Source organism: Arthrobacter sp. PL16 (assembly GCF_035985055.1).
Taxonomy (GTDB): domain Bacteria; phylum Actinomycetota; class Actinomycetes; order Actinomycetales; family Micrococcaceae; genus Arthrobacter_D; species Arthrobacter_D cheniae.
On the sequence record NZ_JAXCIC010000015.1, the window covers coordinates 1 to 19,015 of the forward strand.

The following is a 19,015-nucleotide window of genomic DNA, read 5'->3' on the forward strand; positions in this document are numbered from 1 at the left end:
CCCGAGAGAGTGTGGGAGAGTAGGACACCGCCGGACAACCATTACACGAAAGGCCCCACACCACCAGGTGCGGGGCCTTCCGTACGTTAACCCCAGGTTTACGGGCAGACCGACACACCACACCGGCCACCACAGCGGGGCGCCCGCCGCGCGACCACCACTCCGGTCCGCCCGCCACGCGCACTGCGACCGGCCCGCTACACAGCACAGCGGCGGCATGCGTCGACGGAGGGCAAGCAACCAGGCGGTTAGCGGTTCCCTGGTTCCAGTTCGCGGGGAGTGGCTTCATCTCAGCGCGTGCTGACCCGCCGTCCGGAGGTATCTGATGGGTTGGATCGCCGGCGCCGCCGTTCCTCGATGCAACACATTGCGAGAGATGGAGCGTCCAACCGCTCTCGCCGCAAGCGCCGATGCGCTCAAGAGGGCCGAGATCCTAGTGAACAGTGAAGGGCCGCCATCGGTGGCGGGCGCGTTGCTCGATTCCTCCATGGTGGGGCCCAGTTCCAGCGTGGCGAACTGAAAGCTAAGGAGTTCTGAGTCGAGACCTTCCGATGGGGTGAACCGGCGTCGTACTGTGATCACGTGATCGTCCCCAGAATTTCCCAGCACGCCGTGGCGGTCGCGGATCACTACGACGAGCTCGATCCGGTTTATCGTCGGGTGTGGGGCGAGCATGTCCATCACGGGCTATGGGGGACGGGTCGCGAGACACCCGCCGAAGCTGTCGAGGCTTTGGTCGACACTGTCGGTGATCGATTGGGCCTGATGCCCGGCGAGGCGTGCGTCGACATCGGCTGCGGCTATGGCTCCACCGCAAGGCAGCTCGCGATCACACGCAGGGTTCGCGTTACCGGCTTGACACTGTCCGCCGAGCAGACCATCTTCGCCGCCGCGCATCCCGTAGCCGATGTGGTCATCCATCTCCGCGATTGGCTCGTCAACGGGCTGACCGATGCCTCAGCCGATGCCGCCTGGGCCATCGAATCGAGCGAGCACATGGTCGACAAGCCCAGGTTCTTCGCCGAGGCGCATCGCGTGCTGTCGCCCAGCGGCCGGTTCGTGGTCTGCGCGTGGCTCGCCGAGACAGATGCCGGCGGTTGGAAGGTTCGGCACCTGCTCGAGCCGATCTGCCGCGAAGGGCGCCTGCCCTCGATGGGTACGCGCGAGGATTATGAGGCCATGGCGATAGCAGCGGGCTTTGCGATCGCCGGCTACGAGGATGTCAGCAGCCGCGTCGCGCGGACATGGACGATCTGCGCCCGCCGACTCGTGAAGGCGTTGCTCGTCGATCGCCACACCCGTCGCCTCGCCCTTGGCGGACGCAATCGCATGTTCCTACTGAGCATTCCCCGCCTGATCCTGGCCTACCGCACGGGGGCCATGCGCTATGGGATATTCACCCTGTCGAAGGCTGGGGAGAACGGGGAACCACGCGGCCCCGGCACATCAGCGCATGAGGAGCCGGCCTGATTGCCCGCACCACTGCGGTCACTGACGTGCAATCCGGTTCGTCACTCGCGCACGGTCCGGTATAGGCGGTTCGCCTCGGTCAGCGCGCCGAGTGCACCAGTGCTTGCGGCGACGCCGTCGTCGTCACGCAGTCTGTTCCAGACTTGCCATGACGCTGCCGTCCGGCCGCTCCGCCACGGAGTCAAATGTGACGAATGTGACGCGGAATGTGGCCCAGGTTAAGGAGTACGCGTCAGAAAACGTCATGCAACGCCATCTCGCCGCAGCTTTGCGCCGGGGACGTGCGCGCTGCTTAGAGTAGTCCTACAAACCATCAAGAGCGGCCGAGAGATCTGGCTTGTTGACGCCGCAGCAACCATTCGACTGTCCTCCCACCAGGGAGAGCAGCGGAAGCGGTGCTCCTGCCAGAACCGATGGAGACACATCAGTGAACAAAGCTGAAGTCCCAGCGTGCTTGCAGCCAGGCATCGCTGGTTCTCAATCCGTTCGCTGATTCCCTCCCTCGGCCGTATCGAGGAGTGGAATGACATCGAACGAGTGGGCAGCGACACCGCCATCCTTGTCCTACGAGCTGTACCCGCCGGCCACCCCAAAGGCAGCCGAGGCCGTACTTCGTACAATCGACGAGCTTTCGGCTACGAACCCCGACTACGTGTCGGTGACTTTCAGCGGCACGCCCGAGCGTCGTCGGGCATCGATCGACCTGATCGAGCACCTCGTCCGCAACACCAGGCTACGTCCGCTCGCTCACCTGACCTGCGTGGGTGAAACACGCGAGAGTCTGGAGCTGCTGGTGCGGCAGTTCCTCGGACTGGGAGTGAGGGGGTTGCTGGCGCTCCGAGGGGACCTGCCACAGGATGCGGACGTAGCCCGCGGCGATCTGCCATTCGCCCGCTTCCTGGTGGAGCTGATCCGGGACATCGAGGGCCGGCACACCGCCACCTTGGCGGGCGGCAGGCTAGCAGTGGGTGTAGCCGCTTACCCGAATCGGCACCCCGAATCGCCGTCGTTCCTGCACGATATCGAGGTGTTGGTCTCCAAGCAGCGTGCCGGCGCAGACTTCGCCATCACACAGGTCTATTTCGATCCCACGCACTATGCCCGGCTGGTTACAGCGGCCAGTGCCGCCGGCGTCACGATGCCGATCATTCCTGGCGTGATGCCCATGGCCAACGTCGGTCGGCTGGAACGTCTTGCCGTTATGACCGGGGTGCGTCCGGACAAAGCACTACTGCACCGGTTGGAAACGGCGTCGGACGGCGTCGAACGTCGGCGGATCGGTGTGCAGGCGGCGGCCGTGCTGGCACAGGCAGCCTTCGATGGAGGAGCCCCCGGCTTGCACCTCTATACCTTCAATGACCACCGCGCGTCCGTCGAGGTCATCGAGCAGCTCGACCTGCCGGCTATCCGCACACTCGCCGACGTCGTCCCGGCTTGAGCCGGCCTAGAGACCAGACCTCACCTTACGTACGAAGGAGAACTTCATGAGCACCGAATGTACTTTCCCCGCCGCGACAATTCTTGGCTACCCGCGCATCGGACCGAACCGAGAGCTCAAGAGGGCGGTCGAATCGTACTGGGCAGGCGGAATCGATGAGGCGGGTCTGCAGCGCGTTGCTGACGAACTGCAGGACCGCACGGTCGCGCGTCTGGTCGAGTTGGGCCTGAGCGCTGCGGACTCCTCCATCCCGGCCGACTTCGCGCTCTACGATCAGGTGCTGGATGCTACTGCTGCGCTGGGAGCCCTGCCGGCCCGTTTCGCTGACCTGGCCGGCGATGACGGTTCCGTTGGCACTGCTGAATATTTCACGCTGGCGCGCGGGGACGGCGACCGCGCACCGCTGGAGCTGACCAAGTGGTTCGATTCGAACTACCACTATCTTGTGCCCGAGATCGGCACGGCGACGACATTCTCGGCTGGGGCGCATCGGCTGACAGCGACCGTCCGGCGGCAGCGGGAGCGCGGCGTGGTGTTGCGTCCGGTGCTGGTGGGGCCCATCACGTATCTGCTGCTCGCCAAGGCAGAAGAGGGTTCGCCCGAAGGGTTCGACCCGCTGTCCCGTATCTACGACGCAGTCGTGGCGTACGCGGGTATTCTCGCGTCACTGGCGGAGGCAGGGGCCGAGTGGGTGCAGCTGGATGAGCCGGGCTTGGTCGGCGATCGCGGCGGTGCGTTGGCAGCCCCGGGCGGGCTGGTCGAGCGGGTGTATCGGCAGCTGGCAGGGACCGCAGAACGCCCGGCACTACTGGTCACCACCGGCTACGGCACCGCCGGCAACCCGGCAAAGCCAGGTGAGGCGCTCGCTGTGCTCGCGACTGCCGGTGTCGAGGCTGTACATGCGGATCTCGTCAAGGGGGCCAAGCCTTCCGCCGAGGCGCTGCAGGCGTTGGGCACGACACGTCTGGTTGCCGGCGTGGTCGATGGCAGGAATGTTTGGCGGAACAATTTGCAGGCCTCGCTGGAGGTGTTGGAGCACCTGCAGGGTGTGACAGGCACCGTGGTCACGGCGGCGACGTCCACCTCGCTGCTGCATGTACCGCATGATGTGCAGGCCGAGACGGCCCTGCCGGAGCACCTGCCGGCCTGGCTCTCCTTCGCGGACCAGAAGGTGCGTGAGGCGGTGGTGCTGGCGCGAGGTCTGGACGGGGGCCGACCGTCCGTTGCCGCGCAACTGCAGGACGCCGATGCGGCGCTTCGTCAGCGGGCGCGCTTCGACGGCGTCGTCGTCGACCGGGTGCGCAACCGTACGCGCGATCTGACCGAGGAGGCCTTCACCCGAGGCCCCGCTGAACGGAGAGCCGAGGTACAGCAGCAACGGCTGGGACTGCCGGTGCTGCCGACCACCACGATCGGTTCCTTCCCCCAGACCGGCGAGGTGCGAGGTGCCCGGGCTGCGGTGCGCAATGGCAGCATCTCCCAGGCGGAGTACGACCAGTTCCTGCGGCAGGAGATCGCGCGCGTCGTGCAGTTGCAGGAGGGCCTTGGGCTGGATGTGCTGGTGCACGGCGAGCCGGAGCGCAACGACATGGTCCAGTACTTCGCGGAGAACTTCGACGGTTTCGCGGCCACCGAGCAGGGTTGGGTGCAGTCCTACGGCTCGCGCTGCACGCGTCCGTCCATCCTGTGGGGTGACGTGTCCCGTCCGCAGGCCTTCACGGTGCCGTGGATCAGCTTCGCGCAGTCGTTGACCGAGCGGCCGCTCAAGGGCATGCTCACCGGTCCTGTCACCATCCTCGCCTGGTCCTTCGTTCGTGACGACCAGCCGCTGGGTAATACCGCCAATCAGGTGGCGCTGGCGTTGCGGGATGAGATCGCCGACCTCGAGGCTGCCGGGATCGCGATCGTGCAGGTTGACGAGCCCGCCCTGCGCGAACTGTTGCCGCTACGCTCGGCGGACCACCAGGCATACCTGACGTGGTCGGTCCGGGCTTTCCGTCTGGCGACTGCGGGCGCGGCTGACCAGACACAGATCCACACGCACCTGTGCTACTCGGAATTCGGCGAAGTGATCTCGGCCATCGATGGGCTGGACGCGGACGTCACCAGCATCGAGGCCGCCCGCTCACGCCTCGAGGTCGTCGAGGACCTGGCCGGTTTCGGCTATTCCCGCGGAATCGGCCCTGGCGTATACGACATCCACTCGCCGCGCGTGCCCTCTGAGCAGGAGATCACCGCTCTCATCCGCACGGCGCTGGCTGCCCTCCCCGCGCAGCAGTTGTGGATCAACCCGGACTGTGGCCTGAAGACCCGGGGCTACGAGGAGACCGTGGTGTCGCTGCGCAACCTCGTCGCTGCAGCCAGGACTGTGCGGGAGGGCACAGACATTGGGGAGATCGAGCAGGCCCTGGCACATTCCTGACCGGTCCGCGGACCCGCTGCTCCGCTTCTGCATCCCGGGGGCAGGACTGCCTGCGCAGCCCTGCCCCCGCATCTCGACCCCGACCATGTGACTACCGCTGACGAAGGAGCCCTCTCCATGAGCACCGGCGACCCTGGCTGTACAGCCACCTCCCAAATCCATGCAGGTTACGAACCGCAGGCCCCCTACCGGCCGATAGCGGTACCCATCTACCAGACCGCCGCGTACGAGTTCCCGGATTACGCATCGGCCCGGCGGATGTTCGCGCTCGAGGAACCCGGCTTCACCTACAGCCGGACAGGCAATCCGACCGTTGCGGTGCTCGAGAATCGGATGGCAGCACTCGACGGCGGCGTCGGCGCGCTGGCAACCGCCACAGGGCAGGCAGCGGTCGCCGTCGCCCTGCTGTCCCTTGTGCAGGGAGGTCAGCACATCGTCGCCTCCTCGAAGCTGTACGGAGGAACGGTGGACCTGCTCACGGACACCTTCGCGGATTTCGGGATCGAGGTCAGCTTCGCCGACCCGGCGGACCCGGGTGCCTGGCGCGCGGCGGTCCGCCCTACGACCAGGGCGTTCCTGACCGAGTCCATCGGCAATCCGATGGCAACGCTGCAGGACCTTCCCGCAATTGCAACGGCGGCCCATGATGCCGGGATCCCATTGGTGGTGGACAACACCCTGGCGACTCCGGCGCTGTACCGACCGCTGGACCATGGAGCCGACGTCGTCGTCTACTCCGCCACGAAGTTCCTCGGCGGGCACGGGACAACCCTCGCCGGTGCGGTGGTCGACGGCGGACGCTTCGACTTCGCTGCCTACCCGGACAAGTGGCCGCAGATCACGCGACCGAAGCGCCGTTACGGCGGAGCGATCCTCTGGGACCGCCACGGCCACGGCGCCTACCTGGCGCTGGCACGCAGCAAGTACCTGCACGATCTCGGTCCCTCGCTCGCTCCGGCCAGCGCCGCCCAGATTCTGCAGGGGCTGGAAACCCTGGACATCCGGGTGGCCCGGCACGGGCAGAACACCCGAGAGGTGATCCAGTTCCTGGCAGGCCACCCGGCCGTCGCCGCAGTGCACCACCCCTCCACCCCGGGCCACCCCCAGGCCGAACTCCTCGCCAGGGATTTTCCGGCCGGGGCAGGCAGCGTGTTCTCCTTCGATCTGGCCGCGGACCAGGAGCACGTCGGGCCGTTCATCGACCGGCTGCGGCTGTTCAAGCTTGTAGCCAATGTGGGGGACACCCGATCCCTGGTGGCGCACCCGGCCTCCATGACGCACTGCCGACTGAGTCCGGAGCAGCGCGCCGGCGCCGGCATCACGGGGAGCACCATCAGGCTCTCCGTAGGGCTGGAAGCCGCGGCGGATCTCGTCGCGGACCTGGACCTGGCACTGGCCCCGCTGGCCGGGGTCGCCGAGCCGACGGGCGGACCCCTCGCCGCCGTCGGCCACGCAGGAACCGGCGCCTGAGATGGCTCAGTACTCGGGATTCAACACCACCGCCGTCCACGCCGGACAGGAACCGGATCCGTTGACCGGAGCGGTGATCCCACCGATCTACCAGACCTCCACCTTCGTGCAGGACGGTATCAACGTGCTGCGCGCCGGCCACGAGTACAGCCGGGGATCGAACCCCACCCGCAACGGGTTCGAAACCCAGCTGGCCGCGCTGGAACGCGGGACGGCCGCTTTCGCTTTCGCCTCCGGCCTCGCAGCCGAGGACGCGCTGCTGCGTGCCCTGCTCAAGCCCGGCGACCACATCGTGCTCGGCGGGGACGGCTACGGCGGGACGAACCGGCTCATCAACGGGCTCCTGGGGCCCTGGGGTGTCACGAACACGGCCGTGGACATCACGGACCTGACAGCTGTGGGCGCCGCAGTGAGGCCAGGTTCCACCGCACTGTTCTGGGTGGAGACGCCGTCGAATCCGCTGCTCGGTATCGCGGACCTGATCGGCTGGGCCAGGTTGGCGCACGACGCCGGGGCGCTGCTGGTCGTGGACAACACCTTCGCTTCGCCCTACCTGCAGCGACCCCTGGACCTCGGCGCGGACGTGGTGGTGCACTCGACGACCAAGTACATCGGCGGGCACTCGGATGTACTCGGCGGTGCCGTCGTGGTAGCGGACCGAGCCTTTCGCGGCAAGGCGTTGGCGGAGTCCGTGGGGTACCAGCAATTTGCCGGCGGTGCAGTCGCCGGGCCACAGGACTGCTTCCTGGCCGCCCGCGGACTCAAGACCCTCGGCCTGCGCATGGAGCGGCACAATGCGAACGCCCAGGCGCTCGCCGAGTGGCTCCGGGACCAGCCCGGTGTGGCCGAGGTGCTGTATCCCGGACTACCCGAGCACCCGGGCCACGCCCTGGCGGCGCAGCAGATGTCAGGGTTCGGCGGAATCGTCTCGTTGCGTTTCAGCGCAGGAGAGGCTGCTGCTCGCACCTTCGCAGAGTCCACGCGTCTGTTCGCGCTCTCGGTCAGCCTCGGTGGAGTGGAATCGCTGGTCTGCTACTGCTCCGAGATGACGCACGCCTCGGTGCGCGGAACCGCACTGGCGGTACCGACTGATCTCGTTCGACTGTCGGTCGGCGTCGAGGACCTTCCTGACCTGCAGCAGGATCTGGCGGCCGCGTTGCAGAGAGCACGTGAACTCTCCGGGAGGGCCGTAGTTCTCAGCGCTTGATCCTGATCGAGCGGAACGGCCCGGCAGCGACGTCGGCGCTTCGGGTCGTGTCCGCAACCCGACGACCCCGGGGCAAGGAGGCAGCTGGACGCCGTCGGCCTTCGTGGGTGTCGATTCTCCCCGTGGTCAGGCCTCTACCCCGATTCCTTCTGCGGGCAGTTCCTTGGTGAACACCAGGTGCTTCACGGCTGCCGGGTCGGCAGCGAGGTCGAATCCCGGGCTGTAGCCGGTGGCCAGGTAGAGATTCTTCGCCTCGGGCTGGCGTGGACCCGTGGTCAGGTAGATCCGGCGATATCCGCGGCGCGCTGCCTCCGCCTCGAGCTCGTCCAGCACCCGGCGAGCCAAGCCCCGGCGGCGGTACCCGGTGTGGGTCCAGATTCGCTTGAGTTCGGCGGTCTGCTCGTCGTGGCGGCGGAAGGCCCCACCGGCCACGGTCCGCTCGTCCTCCTGCAGGATCAGCAGCGCGCCGTGCGGGGCCGCGAATTCGACGGCCGGATAGCGGCGCATCTCCGCACTGGCGCCACCGAACATGCTGCCGTACCTGCGGTCGTACTCGCGCGTGAGTCCTTCCACCAGCGGCTGCACGCGGGGATCCTCGAGCGGCAGGTGGAGCACTGTCAGATCCGGCAGGGCTCCGGACGCCGGGGTGTGTGTCATCAAGGATCCTCCGATTCAGGCCAATGAGGAGTGCAGCACGGTGATACTGGCTGCCAACCGGGTGCTGGAGAAGACATCCTGAGTTTCGGGCGCCTTTGCCAGGTCAGTGAGAATCCTCCGCGCCAGGGCGTCACTGTCGCGGAACGGTGCGGCGTTGCTGTTCGGCCGGGAAAACGCCCCGCCGCTCCAGCCCGAGGTCGCCGGTCCGACGGCGTACAGGCCCTGCCGTGTACTGCCGTCCGGTGCGACAATCCGTGAGGAGGAGTCCACCAGCAATCTGCCGGTGCTGCCGGTTCCCGGGTCCCTGCCGGTGCGTTCCTCGCAGCCGAGGCCGGATTCGGACAGGGACTTCAGCAGCGGATTGACCGAACCTGTCATGGAAGGGCTGGGTAGCCGGGCTTCGATGAGCGCGGTCGCCGACACGATGTGGGGAACCCGCGGGGAGGATGCCGTGAAGAGTCCAACCTTTTCATCAGCGGCAACCTGCAGTTGGGGACCGATGAACCTGACGAAGCCGGCCTGGTGCACAGCCAGCAGTTCCCTCAGGCGGCGGGCCGGCGGGCCGGAATCGACGTAGCTGAAGAAACCGTGCCACCAGCCGCTGACCAGCCCGCGCGATGCGGGCGTGAGCGCGTCCGGTGGCACGAGCCGAGCCAGTTCGAAGTAGACGTGCAGCAATCCCAGGAACAGGCCAAGAGTCTCCGAGTTCGCGCCGCCGTCGCGCAGCCGGAGGTCCTCGCGGATGTGCTCGGCCACCTTTTCCTGCAGGTCCTCGGGGCCGGAAAAGGAGACGTCAGCCAACGGATGGTCGAATTCCTCGAACTCGAGGCGGTCGGCAGCTTCGGGGACGAATCGGTCCACCAAGGCTCGCCGCTCGTCCGAGTACCAGGCGGTGGCGTCGAAGAGTGGCAGGAAATCGGCCCACGCCAGGGTTACACGATCGGGGTGCCCGGTGAAGAGCTCACGGTAGTAGCCCAGAGCAGCGTCCTTCGCCAGCAGAGGCCACAGATGCTGCTGGAAATCGAGCTGGTCATGGATCTCGAGCAGTGCGGCGACGGCGCCGGCAGTCAAATACCGTGGGGTGCCGGCTGGTTCCCCGCACAGCTCAGAGCTGATCTTGGACCGGTACGGGATCCCGCGGCGGGAGCCGGCCCAAAGGACCGGTTCGTTTCCCGAGGGGACGTACCGCAACTCGCCGCCCGGTGCTTCGACGAAGGAGCCGCCTCGGCCTTCCATGGTCAGGACGACCAGATCGATGAAGGCCAGTCCCATGCCGGAGACTATCGCTTCCTGTCCTGGTTGCAGGTCGGAGAAGTCGACGTCGTTCGTATATCCGGGTGGGGCGTAGAAGAGTCCGTGCCGGGCAGCGAAGTCGACGTGGCGGGTGGATTCGGTATCCGGAGCGGAATCCGTGTGTCCCACCGAAATCACGACGGCGTCCGCCCTCAGAACGATTCCCGTGGACAGCGTCACTTCATAACCGCCGCCTTCGGCAATGACGTGTACAGCCAGGTCCTGGTGCACGGTCACGGGCACCTGCGGGCTCAGGGCCCGGACACAGCGATGGAAGAACCATTCGAGGTACAGGCTCTGGATCCGGCGCGTCGGGAACGTCGTGGGGCGGAGGGTATGGATCTGGCGGGCCAGATCCTGGTCGGGTATGTGCACGTCCGAGATGCTGCCGTCCACGATTCCGCGGGCCCACTCGACGAGGCCGGGTCCTGCCAGGGCGGGACCGGCGCACTGCACGGAGTCGTCAGTGAACATGGTGACGTCCGACGCCATGGAATTGAGCTTCAGCAACGGGCTCTGGTCCTCTCGCCAGATGCGGCCGGAGCCAGGTCGGTACGGCTCGACGACATGCACGGCCAGCGGCCCGTCGAAGAGTGCCGGACGGTTGGCGACGAGACGTTCGAGAACGAGTGCGGCCCGGGGACCACCACCGATGAGGACGATGGACTTCCGGTCCTCGTGCGTCCCGGGCCCCGGCGCTCTGTCGATCGTCATGGTGCTCCTTCCCGGGTTCCGGCCTGCATTCAGGCCCATCCTAGGAGTTGCCGGCGAGCCGACGACGAATGTCCGTAACCGTCCTTCACCGGCAGCAACATGACGCAACAAGGGGTCATACAAGCCTCGGAATATGTCACCGACGAGGCCTATACGTCGTCGGCTTACCTCATGTGAACGCTCTTTTTGAGGGACCTGTCCGTGTGTTCTAGGTTCAGCCAATCGGCCCGGTCGTTCCGGGTATGGAAGCAGTGAACTGCACCATTCAGGGCAGGACTGCGGGACCAGAGGGAGGTGGCAGATGAATGCCGTAGCGCCGAACAGTCAGACCCGCCCGGAGATGGCGGCCACTGAAGCTGCCCTGCCTCAGTCTCCTGAGCCTGGAGTCGCTGCCCTGCGCAGCCCCGCGGGTTCGGATGGTCCCGGACCGCTCGCGGCATGGGACTACTCCGGCTATCCCGTGGTGCCTGCCCGTCACCCGTGGCGGTGGGTCGGCACAGGACTGGTGGCCCTGTTCGTCGCCGCGATCCTGTGGTCCCTGCTGACCAACCCGCGCTGGGAATGGGACGTCGTCGCCCAGTGGTTCACGGCCGAGTCCGTGCTCCGCGGCCTGGGCGAGACCTTGAAGCTGACGGCCATCGCCGGGACCCTCGGGTTCATCCTGGGTTTCATCCTGGCGCTGATGCGGCTGTCCTCCTCGCCGCTGCTGGTCTCGGTGTCCTGGACGTTCTCCTGGATCTTCCGCTCCGCGCCGCTCCTGGTGCAGCTGCTGCTCTGGTACAACCTCGGCTACCTGTACGAGAAGGTGTCGCTGGGGATCCCCTTCACGGACGTACGTTTCTTCGAGATGCAGACAACGACCCTCATCAGTCAGTTCGCGGCTGCGATCCTGGGCCTGACGCTGAACCAGGCAGCCTATTCGTCGGAGATCATTCGAGGCGGCATCCTTGCCGTCGACCAGGGCCAACTCGAGGCAGCTGCTGCCCTGGGCATCCCAACCTGGCGTCGGTCTACGCGAATCGTGCTGCCGCAAGCCATGCGTTCGATCCTGCCCACGGCCTTCAACGAGATCATCGGTCTGGTCAAAGGCACGTCCATCGTCTACGTGCTCGCCTACTCCGAGCTGTTCTACACGGTGCAGGTCATCTACAACCGCACCCAGCAAGTGCTGCCCCTCCTGCTGGTCGCCACCATCTGGTACGTCGTCATCACGTCGGTGCTCAGCGTGTTCCAGTACTACATCGAGCGCCACTACTCGAAGGGCGCCGTACGCACGCTGCCACCAACCCCGCTGCAGCGAGTCAAGCGCTTCCTCTCCACCCATGCCAGGACAGCCGAGGTCGCCCGATGAACCAGCCAGCCGTTCCGGTCCTCGAACCGGGTGCCACAGGCACCCGAGGGCTGGTGGAGATCAAAAACATACACAAGGCGTTCGGCCACGTCGAGGTGCTGCGCGGGGTCACCCTGACCGTGCACCCGGGCGAAGTCGTGGTGATCCTGGGCCCTTCCGGGTCAGGCAAGTCCACGCTGCTGCGCACCATCAACCACCTCGAGAAGGTCGACGCCGGCCACATCGCCGTGGACGGCGACCTGATGGGCTACCGGGCCCGCGGTGGGAAGCTCCACGAGCTGAGGGAAAGGGAAATCCTGGCTCAACGCACGCACATCGGCATGGTGTTCCAGAGTTTCAACCTCTTCCCGCACCTGACCGCCGTCGAGAACATCATCGAAGCCCCCATCTACGCCCAGCACCGCTCCAAGGGTCAGGCCCGCGCACGTGCCCTCGAACTGCTCGAGCGTGTCGGTCTGTCGGACAAGACCGACGTCTACCCGCGCCAGCTCTCAGGTGGCCAGCAGCAGCGCGTGGCGATCGCCCGGGCCCTGGCCCTGGAGCCGAAGGTCGTCCTGTTCGACGAACCCACATCAGCGCTGGACCCGGAACTGGTCGGTGAAGTACTGGATGTGATCCGCAACCTGGCCGATTCCGGCACCACGCTGATCGTCGTCACGCATGAGATGGGCTTTGCCCGGGACGTCGCCGACCGCGTGGTGTTCATGGACCAGGGGCAGATCGTCGAGGAGGGCACCCCGCTGCAGATCTTCGGTGCACCCCGGCACGAGCGCACCAAGGCTTTTCTCTCGAAAGTGATCGAACCGGCTTTCAACCTCTGACACCGAAAAGACTCCCGACCCACATCCACGCAAGGGGAAAACCTGTGACACCTACGAAGTCTCGACCGATCCCGGCTCTGTCCGCGGTAGCCGCCGTCCTGCTGGCCGTGGCCGGCTGCGCCGACCCGGAGGCAGCGGGCGCGCCCGGCGGAACCAGCGCGTCTGCCGAGCCGGCAGCCAACGGCGTCGTCTACAACCTGGCACCTGAACAGAACCGCATCCGCACGGAGAAGGACGCTGTCCTGGCCGCGCAGGTTCCGGCCGACATCGCCGAGGACGGAAAACTGACCGTTGCCGTGAGCCCGTTCGCAACTCCGCTGTCCGTCTACGCAACGGACGACAAGACCGTGATCGGCAATGAGACGGACATCGCACAGCTGGTCGCGGACAAGCTCGGTCTGGAATTGGACCTGCAGGCCACCTCCTGGGAGAACTGGCCGCTGAAGACGCAGTCCGGCGATTTCGAAGCCGTGTTCTCGAACGTCGGAATCAACGCCGATCGCGTCCAACTGTTCGATTTCGCCCCCTACCGGGCCGCTTTCATGGCCTTCGAAGCCCGCAGGGATTCAGACCTCGTTGTTGACGGATCTGCTGATATCTCGGGCAAGAAGGTCGCCGTCGGCTCCGGTACCAACCAGGAGAAGATCCTGCTGGCCTGGAACGAGGAGCTCGAGGACGCGGGCGAGTCCCCGGCCGAACTGCAGTATTACGGCAATGATGCGGACACTATCCTGGCTCTGTCCTCCGGTCGCCTGGACCTGAACCTCTCTCCGTATCCGAGCGCCAGCTACCGCGAGAACACGCGCGATGACCTGAAGATCGTCGGCAGGGTGAACGCAGGCTGGCCATCGGAGACCCTGGTCGCGGCGACCACCCTGCGCGGCAACGGGCTCGTCGAGCCCATCGCGGGAGCCATCGACTCCGTCATCGAGGACGGCAGCTACGCGAAGGTACTGGAGCGCTGGGGCCTGACCGACGAGGCCATCCCTGGGTCGGACGTGGTCAACGCCGCGAACTTCGGCAAGTAGGTACAGCCATGAAGTTCCAGGTACTGGACATCAGCCGGCACGTGAAAAACCCAATGGCAGCCACCCCGACGCTACCCACCCCATGAACAGGAGCAACCATGCCTACGCACACTGATACGGCGCCCTTCACCGCCGCCTGGGAGCAGTGGCACGCGGCCCACGAACGCCAGCGTGCAAACCCGCACGGCTTCCTCGCGGTCAGCCACTTGCATTGGTTGACCAGCTCCGCCGTCCGGCTGGCAGGTGCTCCCGGAAGGTGGAGTGTGGAGGGCGACTCCGTCCGCATCCTGTTGACGGCCGGCGAGAGCCTGCAGCGCGACGGGCAGGAACTGAACCCGGAGGACGGCACCACGATCGGTTTCGGCCCCATCGAGGAGAGGGGTGGAATCGATCTCACGGCCGGAAGCTCGGTGATCGAGGTGGCCAAGCGAGGCGGCAGGTACATCGTCAGGCCGCGCAATCCCGCAAACGGACTGTTGCGGAACTACCGCGGAACGCCCACCTACGCACCGGACCCGGGATTCGCCGTCGCCGGCGCATTCGTGCCGTTCCACGCGCCCCGGCCCACTACCGTGGGGGCCGTCGTCGAAGGTGTGCAGCACGTCTACGAGGCGCCAGGCGAGATCCGCTTCGAGCTGGCCGGTCGAAAACTGACGTTGACGGCCTTCAACGGCCATGCGCCCGGATCTCTGTCGGTCCTCTTCACCGACCGGACATCCGGGCGTACGACCTACGCCGCGAACCGCTCGCTTTCCGTCGTCCCAGCCGCAGATGGGTCCGTGCAGCTTGATTTCAACCGAGCCGTAAACCTGCCCTGCGCCTACACCGACCTCGCCACCTGCCCGCTGCCACCGGCAGAGAACCGGTTGCCGGTGGCAGTCGAGGCCGGCGAGAAGATTCCCTACGAACGTGAGGACCAGCAGTGAGCACGACAGATGGCTATTCCCTGGAAGCGCGCAGGGCCGGATTTTTGGCCATCGAGCTGGACGGAGCAGGGTGGGACGGTACGGGGGCGGGAGGAAGTGACGTGTTCGCGAGTCTCGCCGCGGCCGTCCTCGCTGTCGAGACCGCTGGTTTCCACGTGGCAACCTTCGCGGACTCTCCGCTTCCCGGTCGGGCGAATGCGCTGCAACGCGCTGCTTACGCCGGGCCGATCACGCGCACTATCGTCCTGGTTCCCGAGGTGGACACCGTCTACACCGAGCCGTTCCACGTCTCCACTCAGCTCGCGACCCTCGATTACATCTCCGGCGGCCGTGCCGGTTGGATTGCGACGGCAGCAGAGTCGTCCGAAGCGGCAGCCGCCGTGGGGCGTGCCGCCGTCAGCGGTGCCGCTCTGCCGCTGGAGGCCGCCGCTTCCATAGAGGTGTCCCGCCGGCTGTGGGACTCCTGGGAGGACGACGCCGTGATCCGTGACGTCTCCACCGGTCGCTATATCGATGCGGACAAGCTGCACTATGCCGATTACCGAACCCCGACAGGGATCAGCCCGGCGTACTCGGTCAAGGGTCCGTCCATCATTCCGAGGCCCCTTCAGGGGCAGTTGCCTGTGCTTGTTCCGGCGTCGCTCGTGGGCGAGGGGCAGGTCCCGGCGGACGCCGTCGACGCTGTGCTCGTCACTGCGCCGACACCCGAACTGCTCGCCGCCGAGATCGCGGACGTCCGGGACCGGCTGGGGCAGTCGGTTGCGCTTGTTGCCGAACTCGACGTTGTCCTGGACGCCCGAGGGCAGCCGGCGACGGAGCGGGCGGTCGGCCCGGGAGGTGACCGTGCGCGCTACGTCGGTTCTGCGGGCGGGTTGACCGCCTTCCTTGACCGGCTTCTGGTTGAAGCCGACGGCGTCCGGCTCCACCCGGCGTCGCTCGTCGTGGAACTGGACGAGCTTGCACGGCTGGTCCTCCCGGAACTGAGGCGCAGTGGTGCACTCCGTCCCCTGGTTCAGGACGGCACATTCCGGGACCTGCTCGGACTTCCACGCCCGACCAGCCGCTACACGAATTCCCATATTGCCGCTGCAGCCGAAAACTAAGGGGACCTCATGCCACAGCACACCCGTGCTCTATCCGAAGCCGGTGTTTCCACTCCGACCGGCGAGTTGCAGTTCGGCGTCTTCTTCCAGGGCGTCAACTCCGGGACCATCTGGAAGGCAGCCGAATCCGGCTCACAGACAGACTTCGAATCATTCCGCCGAATTGCCCAGACGGCTGAGCGGGGGCTGTTCGCCGCCTTCTTCCTGGGTGAAGGACTACGCCTGAGGGAACACCTCGGCCAGCCGCACGCACTGGACGTCGCAGGCAGGCCGGACGCGCAGACCATGCTGGCAGCGCTGGCATCCGTGACCAGCCACATCGGGTTGGTCGCCACCCAGAACACCACCTACAACGACCCGGCGGATCTGGCACACCGGCTCTCCACCCTCGATCTGCTCTCCGGGGGTCGTGCCGCATGGAATGTGGTGACGACCGACAATGCCTGGACCGGAGAGAACTTCCGCCGCGGCGGCTACCTGGATCACGCCGATCGCTACACCCACGCGGAGGCTTTCGTCGAGACGGCCAAGGCCGTGTGGGACTCCTGGGAGCCGGACGCCGTTGCCCGACAGGGTGCAAACGGGAGCCGACCGGAGGGCGGGGCGTCACGCCACGTGCACCACCAGGGGCAGCACTACACCGTGGATACCGCCCCCCGCCTGCCCCGCAGCGCCCAGTACCGCCCGGTGCTGTTCCAGGCCGGAGATTCGCCTGCCGGGCGGGACTTCGCCGCCCGGCAGGCGGACGTCATCTTCTCCGGACATCCGCAGTTCGACGACGCCGTTACCTTCCGGGCGGACATCACCGCGCGCACGGTCCGGGCCGGGCGTCCGGCTGACGCGGTGAAGATCATGCCGGCCAGCGAATTCATCCTGGCCGCGACGCGCGCCGAGGCCGTGGAGAAACAGGCGTGGGTACGCGAACTCCAGATCGGTCCGCAGCAGGCTGTTGCCTACCTCGAGCAGTTCTGGGGCCGGCGGCTGGACGGCTGGGACCCGCATGGGCCGCTGCCGGACGTCGGGCCGGCGGTCGAGGAGACCTCGGAGACCCGCGGCAGCGGATTCCACGGCGCAAAGGCGGCGGAGCTGACCGCTCAGTGGCGGCAGGAGGCCGCAGAGAAGGAGCAGAGCATCCTGCAATTCGTCCGTGCCAAAGCCGGAAGGGCAGATGCCTCCTTCGTGGGCTCGTACTCCGAGGTGGCCGACAAGCTGGCCGCTTACGCCGCCGTCGGCGCCGTCGACGGTTTCAACATCTCCCCGTGGCTGATTCCTACGGGCCTGGACGACATCGTCAATCACCTGGTGCCCGAACTGCAGGACCGCGGGGTCTACCCCACGGAATATCGCGGTTACACCCTGCGCGAGAACCTGGGCCTCGCGGTCCCGGAACGTGCATCCGTCGGCGAACCAGCTGTCCGCTGACGCCCTGCACCACGATCCATTCGATACCGGACCGAAAGGCCTGCCCCATGAACAGCACCGCCATGTCGCCCACTCGTCGCTCCCGCCCCGGTGTATTGCTGGGTACCACCCTGTTCGTTCCGGCACTGCTGGGGCTGGCCGGTTGCGCAGATCCCGGATCGGCAGCGGCGGGCGGACCGACGCCGGTGAACGCTGCAACCTCGGCGTCCTCCGTCGTCGAGTTCAACCTCGAGCCGCAGCAGGACCGCTTCACCTCCGACGCCTCGGCTCCGGCGCAGGCACTTGTGCCTGAGGGGGTCAGCGCCGACGGGAAACTGAGCGTTGCTGTGAGTCCCTTCGCCGCACCACTGGCGCTGTACGCGACCGACAACAAAACCGCGATAGGCAATGAGGTGGACATCGCCTACGCCCTCGCCGGGTCGTTGGGCCTCGAGGCGGAGGTGATTCCTGTTGCCTGGGCCGACTGGCCCCTTGGCGTGGAATCCGGCAAGTACGAGGCCGTGATCAGCAACGTCACCGTCACGGAGGAGCGCAAGCAGAAGTTCGACTTCGCCAGCTACCGCAACGACTTGCTCGGCTTCTACGCGACGTCAGATTCTCCGATCAGCGAGATCGCGGAGGCGAAGGATGTCGCCGGACTGCGGGTGATCGTAGGTTCGGGGACGAACCAGGAGAAGATCCTGCTGGAGTGGGACGCCGAGAACACCAAGAATGGGCTGGAGGCGGTCGAATTCCAGTACTACGATGACGATTCGGCATCCTCGCTGGCACTGCAATCGGGCCGGGCCGATGTGAGCTTCGGCCCCAACGCTACCGGCGCCTACAAGGCCAAGGCGGACGGCCGATCCAAGCTGGTGGGGCTCGTCGACGGCGGCTGGCCGAAAAAGGCCAGCATCGCGGTGGCCACCGAAAAGGGCAATGGATTCGCCGCTGCTGCACAGGCCGGCCTGAACCACCTGATCGACAACGGCACGTATGACGAGATCCTGAACCGCTGGGGACTGACCACCGAGGCCATCGAACGGTCCGAACTCAATCCACCGGGCCTGGGTTCGTAGGACTGATCCACTCTGGTCCGGGCTCGTACCACTCGGACCAGTAGGTTCTCCGGGCTGCCGTCATGCGGGATCAGGCTCGCCCGCTCAAGAGGCCGCGGCGGTATGCAGCCCCGAAGACCGTCCGCGGATGGCGCGTGGAACCTGCTGGCGGGTACCTACAGTTGACGGCGCCCGACGGCTTCGACCCGGGACTTCCGAGGCTGTCCCGGTGGGCGCGGGGCGCCGCCGGGCGGAGTGAGGCAGGCAACGCCCTGTCGGTTTGCCGGAGCAGGATCTGCCGTGTAATGTTTCATGAGTTGCCCCGGTGAGGGCAGCCAACCCCTACAAAAACCAGCGGTCAGTCAGTGCGCTCCAAATGGAGTCGCAATCTGACCTCTATTTGCCATGGGATTGCTTTGTTATATCCGAATTTGCAAGCTATAAGCTAAAGCGGCGGATTTGACAAGGGAAAAGGAATTGAAATAAGCTATGAACATAACGGCGAAGGAAAACAGGCCAAGCAGGGCGTTGAAGCGCCAGGCCTGCAAGTAATCGAACGTTCCTGTTGTTTGAGAACTCAATAGTGTGCCAAGTTTGTTGATACCGATTGTTTTTTGATTGGTTGAATTTGCTGGTTGCTGCGCATTCCGTGTGTG

The 19,015-nt window shown here is 66.1% G+C and carries 16 protein-coding genes and 1 riboswitch; of the genes, 13 read left to right on the forward strand and 3 right to left on the reverse strand.

All coding sequences use genetic code 11. The features are described 5' to 3' along the window. Positions 1–376: 376 nt before the first annotated feature. The 6 genes from RCH21_RS16885 to RCH21_RS16910 all read left to right on the forward strand — a co-directional run bounded on the left by RCH21_RS16885 (position 377) and on the right by RCH21_RS16910 (position 8,007). Entirely contained in the window at positions 377–520 is a 144-nt protein-coding gene (locus RCH21_RS16885) for a hypothetical protein (RefSeq protein ID WP_326965376.1), read from the forward strand. Positions 521–582: 62 nt separating this feature from the next. Next, positions 583–1,470 (forward strand): SAM-dependent methyltransferase, encoded by an 888-nt coding sequence (locus RCH21_RS16890; protein ID WP_326965377.1) that lies wholly within the window; start codon positions 583–585, stop codon positions 1,468–1,470. A gap of 307 nt (positions 1,471–1,777) precedes the next feature. Next, positions 1,778–1,890, forward strand: a riboswitch (SAM riboswitch). Between the two features lie 103 nt (positions 1,891–1,993). Continuing rightward, positions 1,994–2,908: a methylenetetrahydrofolate reductase gene (locus RCH21_RS16895; protein WP_326965378.1), complete on the forward strand. Its 915-nt coding sequence runs from the start codon at positions 1,994–1,996 to the stop codon at positions 2,906–2,908. Between the two features lie 46 nt (positions 2,909–2,954). Further along, positions 2,955–5,330, forward strand: coding sequence for a 5-methyltetrahydropteroyltriglutamate--homocysteine S-methyltransferase (metE, locus tag RCH21_RS16900; protein WP_326965379.1), 2,376 nt, complete (start codon positions 2,955–2,957; stop codon positions 5,328–5,330). A 117-nt stretch (positions 5,331–5,447) separates the two neighbouring features. After that, positions 5,448–6,800 (forward strand): O-acetylhomoserine aminocarboxypropyltransferase/cysteine synthase family protein, encoded by a 1,353-nt coding sequence (locus RCH21_RS16905; protein ID WP_326965380.1) that lies wholly within the window; start codon positions 5,448–5,450, stop codon positions 6,798–6,800. A 1-nt stretch (position 6,801) separates the two neighbouring features. Further along, positions 6,802–8,007, forward strand: a complete 1,206-nt coding sequence (locus RCH21_RS16910; RefSeq protein ID WP_326965381.1) for a cystathionine gamma-synthase — start codon at positions 6,802–6,804, stop codon at positions 8,005–8,007. 126 nt (positions 8,008–8,133) lie between these two features. Here RCH21_RS16910 and RCH21_RS16915 read toward each other — a convergent pair whose 3' ends face one another. Further along, positions 8,134–8,664 carry a GNAT family N-acetyltransferase gene (locus RCH21_RS16915; protein WP_120150805.1) on the reverse strand — a complete coding sequence of 177 codons (531 nt, stop codon included), beginning with the start codon at positions 8,662–8,664 and terminating at the stop codon, positions 8,134–8,136. A gap of 15 nt (positions 8,665–8,679) precedes the next feature. After that, positions 8,680–10,671, reverse strand: a complete 1,992-nt coding sequence (locus RCH21_RS16920; RefSeq protein ID WP_326965382.1) for an FAD/NAD(P)-binding protein — start codon at positions 10,669–10,671, stop codon at positions 8,680–8,682. A 301-nt stretch (positions 10,672–10,972) separates the two neighbouring features. On the opposite strand from RCH21_RS16920, the gene RCH21_RS16925 reads away from it, so the two are divergent. The 7 genes from RCH21_RS16925 to RCH21_RS16955 all read left to right on the forward strand — a co-directional run bounded on the left by RCH21_RS16925 (position 10,973) and on the right by RCH21_RS16955 (position 18,380). Continuing rightward, positions 10,973–12,022, forward strand: coding sequence for an amino acid ABC transporter permease (locus RCH21_RS16925; RefSeq protein ID WP_326965383.1), 1,050 nt, complete (start codon positions 10,973–10,975; stop codon positions 12,020–12,022). Continuing rightward, positions 12,019–12,843, forward strand: a complete 825-nt coding sequence (locus RCH21_RS16930) for an amino acid ABC transporter ATP-binding protein (RefSeq protein ID WP_326965384.1) — start codon at positions 12,019–12,021, stop codon at positions 12,841–12,843. The genes RCH21_RS16925 and RCH21_RS16930 overlap by 4 nt, the downstream gene beginning before the upstream one ends. 44 nt (positions 12,844–12,887) lie before the next feature. After that, positions 12,888–13,871: a transporter substrate-binding domain-containing protein gene (locus RCH21_RS16935; protein ID WP_326965385.1), complete on the forward strand. Its 984-nt coding sequence runs from the start codon at positions 12,888–12,890 to the stop codon at positions 13,869–13,871. Positions 13,872–13,969: 98 nt separating this feature from the next. Further along, positions 13,970–14,797 (forward strand): DUF1684 domain-containing protein, encoded by an 828-nt coding sequence (locus RCH21_RS16940; protein WP_326965386.1) that lies wholly within the window; start codon positions 13,970–13,972, stop codon positions 14,795–14,797. Beyond that, positions 14,794–15,900, forward strand: coding sequence for an LLM class flavin-dependent oxidoreductase (locus RCH21_RS16945; protein WP_326965387.1), 1,107 nt, complete (start codon positions 14,794–14,796; stop codon positions 15,898–15,900). Before RCH21_RS16940 ends, RCH21_RS16945 begins: the two co-directional genes overlap by 4 nt. A 9-nt stretch (positions 15,901–15,909) precedes the next feature. Next, a complete protein-coding gene (locus tag RCH21_RS16950; protein WP_326965388.1) occupies positions 15,910–17,322 on the forward strand; it encodes an NtaA/DmoA family FMN-dependent monooxygenase in 1,413 nt (470 codons plus the stop codon). 62 nt (positions 17,323–17,384) lie between these two features. Beyond that, positions 17,385–18,380 carry an ABC transporter substrate-binding protein gene (locus RCH21_RS16955; protein WP_326965390.1) on the forward strand — a complete coding sequence of 332 codons (996 nt, stop codon included), beginning with the start codon at positions 17,385–17,387 and terminating at the stop codon, positions 18,378–18,380. A gap of 398 nt (positions 18,381–18,778) precedes the next feature. On the opposite strand, the gene RCH21_RS16960 is transcribed toward RCH21_RS16955, so the two are convergent. Next, positions 18,779–19,015, reverse strand: a 237-nt coding sequence (locus tag RCH21_RS16960; protein WP_326965389.1) for a hypothetical protein, incomplete at its 5' end; no start/stop codon positions are given.